The organism is Clostridium sp. (assembly GCF_051650885.1).
GTDB lineage: Bacteria > Bacillota > Clostridia > Clostridiales > Clostridiaceae > Clostridium.
Map to the genome: position 1 here is coordinate 1 of NZ_JBOFRG010000250.1, position 4,254 is coordinate 4,254.

Sequence of the window (4,254 nt, forward strand, 5' to 3'; positions counted from 1 at the left end):
AAGTCTTGTTTCAAATAAAATAGTTGATAAAAACTATGCAGAGGTTTTAGATGTAATAACTTATACAATTCCAATACATTATAATGTAGGAAATATGAGTGCTTATAATATAAAATTTATAGATACCCTTCCAAGCGAGGTCACATTAAATAGCATAATGGTAGATGGAGTAACTGTAGTTGGAAGTCTTAGTAGCCCAGGAATAACAATTCCGACAATACCTGCAGGTGGTGTAAGCACAGTGGGTTTTAAGATAACTGTAAATACAGTTCCGGCTATAAATCCAATAATAAATAGCAGTTTTATAAAATATAGTTATACTGAGGATCCGGTGCAATTACCTATAAATAGTGAGTTAAACACAAATATAGTTCAAACAACTATTATAAATTCTAAATTTGATGTAAGAAAAATAGTAGATAAAAATTTTTCAACAGTTAATGATACTTTAACCTATACAATAGTTATAAAAAATCTAGGAAATATAGAAGGACAAAATTTAAATTTTACAGATACCATAGCAAATAGTTTAACTTATATACCAGGGACATTAAAGTTAAATGGAGCCTTGATAGGTGGAACACCGAATAATATAAGTATAGGAAATATATTAACAGGAGAGAGTGTGACAATACAGTATATGGCTAGAGTAAATTAAAATAAGAATATACGGAGAGTATAAGTTAGAGATATCTTTCTATTTTATCGAATTTTAAAGTCTCAAGTAAGATGGAATATGAATAAGATGATAGGATGAAAAGTAAGTCTAAAAGGAGAAAAATATGGCATTAAAGACTTTTTATACGAAATCAGATTATTTAAAAATGGTTCATACTGGAAACTCTTTGGGAATGAAAGACAATGGATCAGGATCTTTTTCAATTGGATCATTTATTACATTAGATCCAACTTATACATCTAATTCAGGAATAGTTAGTAGTGTAAACCCATTAACATTTGCAGGAACAACAAATACGATTGTAAATAATGGATCATGGGGCAGACTTATGCCAGATGTAGCAGATGTTCCAACAGGATCAACGGTTGATGTGGCAGTTTTAATATGGGGATTTCAAGGAGCTATAGCAGCGCCACTATCTATAGATCAACCTATTACTTTTATAGATGCAACAAGTCTGACACATAGCATAGCACCAAATTTAACCTATAGTGTAGGGCCTGTAGGTACAACATTTTATACAAGGGCTGCAGATGTTACAACAATTGTAAGTGCAGCAGGAATGGGAGACTATGCTGTGACAAATGTTCCAAATAGGGCATTAGGAAGTGGAAATGGGATAGGCTGGTCGTTGTTAGTAGTATATAAAAATCCAGACAAATTACCTTATAGAAATGTAAGTATATTTATTGGAGATGTAAGTAATGGAGGAAGTGCTACAGTATCAGGATTTTATACGCCACCATCTGGTATAGTTGCAGCAAGAGCTTTTGTTATGGCTCTGTATGGGGATTCAGATGCAGGAGGAGATACATTTACACTTGCAGGAAAATCTTTATCAGGGCCAAGAAATCCAGCTACAAATTTCTTTGCATCACAAGTTTGTGATTATAACGGGAATTTAGCAACGATAGGATCATTTGGGGATAGAAACTGTACACCAGATGTAGCACCAAATCTTCAAAAGGCAGAATTTGATTTAACAAATGTTGATGCAAGTGGAGTTCTAGGTAATGGAATAAGAACTAGTACTGTTGGAATTGGTGCAGGAGGAGATGTAATTACAGCCAATGCTGTGGCACTTGAGATAAATTCAAATGCAGCAAATATAAGTATAAATAAAACAGTAGATAAAGCTACAGGAGCTATAGGAGATACATTAGTATACACTTTAGTTATAGAAAATATAGGAACATCAGATGCAGTGAATTTTATACTTCAAGATACAACTCCAACAAATACAACAATAGTTCCAAATAGTCTTTTTGTAAATAGTATAGCAAACACAGGAAGCTTACAGACAGGAATCAATATTGGGTCTATTGTTAAGAATAATGGAGTAGCAACTGTAAGTTTTAGTGTAACTGTAAATAATGGAATTCCAAATCCAACAACAATAACAAATAATGCTTATGGTGCTTTTGAATTTATATCAGATCCGATAGCACCAACAATCACAGCTGGAGTTATAAGTAATAATGTAGATACTATGGTATTTCAAGATTTAACAACTATAGTTAAATCAGTAGATAAAATATTGACTGCAAATGGAGTAAACTTAGTGTATGCAATTGCTATAAGTAATTTAAATCCAATATTTTCAATAAACACAGTAACTATTGTAGATTCTATCCCAAATACAACATCCTTTGTAAATGGAAGTGTTTTCGTAAATGGGGTAGTGAATGCAAGTGCTAATCCTCAAACGGGTATAAATATTGGGGATATAGCTTCAAATGGAAAAGCTACAGTAACATTCAGTGTTTTATGTAATGGGACAACAGGAACTATTCCAAATTATGCAATAGCAAATTATTTATATAATGGAAGTATAAATAGAAGTATAAATTCAAATACAGTAAACACAGTATATGCAGATATAAAGTTAACTCCAATAAAGACAGTTGATAAGGTTTTTACAACTAGTGGAGGGGTATTAAAGTATACAATCTCATTTACAAATAATAGTAATGTAACTGTGAAAAATGTAATTTTTAGAGATACAATTCCGAGTGGAACAACATTAAATTCAGGTTCTATAACTTTAAATGGTATAGGGGTAAGTGGAGATTTAACAACAGGAATAAATATTGGGGATGTACTTATAGGACAAACTAATACTATAACATTTGATGTAACAGTAAATTAGAATATTAATAAAAAGTTAGATTTATTTAGTGGCTATCAAAAAGATGATAGCTACTAAATAAATTTAATAAGAAGGAAAGGTTGTTAAAAATACAAGGTTAAAGTATAATTGCTAAGAACTATAGAAATAGTTTCAATAGTAATAGCTTAGACTATATAAAAGAGGTGAGTTAAAAGGTGAAAAAAATAAATTTAACAGAGGGAAATATAACTAAATCTCTGTTATCATTATCTATTCCGATTATTATGACAAATTTTATTCAAACAGCCTATGGAATGGTTGATATGATATGGATAGGAAGACTTGGAAGTAATGCTGTGGCAGCTATTGGAACGGCAAGCTTCTTTATTAATCTATCATTTGCTTTAGCTACTATAGTTTTAATAGGAACAGGAGTGAAGTTATCTCATGCAATAGGAAGAGAGGAGCATGAAGATGAACATACATACATAGATAATGGAATTATAATGATTGTTATTTTAGGAATTATATATATGCTTTTCTTAATAATTTTTAGGAAACCTCTTATAGATTTTTATAAGTTAGGGGATCCATGGGTTACACATATGGCAGAAAAGTATTTAGTAGTATCAGCAATTGGAATTGTAGTTATGTATTTAAACTCATTATTTACTATAATATTTAATTCTTATGGTGATAGTAAAATGCCATTTAGAGCAAATACAACAGGATTTATATTTAACATTATTCTTGATCCTATATTAATATTTGGATTTTTAAGTATACCAAAGCTTGGGGTTATGGGAGCTGCTTTTTCAACTCTTATATCAAGATGTATTGTTTTAGGAATATTTTTATGGAAAGGTAGAAAACAAATAGGAGCATTTAAAGAAGGTATAAGCTTTAAATTTGATAAAGCAAAGGAAGTTGTAAAACTAGGATTTCCTGTAACAATTCAAAGGGTAACCTTTAGTCTTATATCGATAACAATAGGAAGAATAGTTTCAGACTTTGGTGCAACTGCTATTGCAGTTCAAAAGGTAGGAGTTCAAATTGAATCTGTATCCTATGTAACAATAGGAGGACTTCAAGGTGCCATAAGTGCATTTGTGGGACAAAACTATGGGGCTAATAAAAAAGAAAGAATAATTGAAGGATATAAAAAAGCATTAACACTGACAGTAATTTTTGGTGGAACAGTGAGTTTAATATTTATTCTTTTCCCTAAAATGATATTTAGCATATTCTTACCTGATCCAAGTGCATTAGAAATGGGTGCAGGTTATATGAGAATATTAGGATTTTCTCAAGTGTTTATGTGTATGGAACTTTTAACTGTTGGAGCATTTAATGGGGTTGGAAAAACGCATGTGCCACCATTTATAAGTACAACATTTAGCTTGCTTAGAATACCTTGTGCTTTGATTTTATCAAGCAGTGCTCTTTTAGGACTTGATGGAATATG

At 31.1% G+C, this 4,254-nt stretch carries 3 protein-coding genes; all 3 read left to right on the forward strand.

Annotated elements, in window-relative coordinates:
• Positions 1-658 (forward strand): DUF11 domain-containing protein (locus ACRC28_RS11880; RefSeq protein ID WP_438543658.1); only part of this gene is annotated, 658 nt, incomplete at its 5' end.
• Between the two features lie 124 nt (positions 659-782).
• Positions 783-2,828, forward strand: a complete 2,046-nt coding sequence (locus ACRC28_RS11885) for a DUF11 domain-containing protein (RefSeq protein ID WP_438543659.1) — start codon at positions 783-785, stop codon at positions 2,826-2,828.
• Between the two features lie 176 nt (positions 2,829-3,004).
• Positions 3,005-4,254: MATE family efflux transporter (locus ACRC28_RS11890; protein WP_438543660.1), on the forward strand; the 1,250-nt coding region annotated here is incomplete at its 3' end.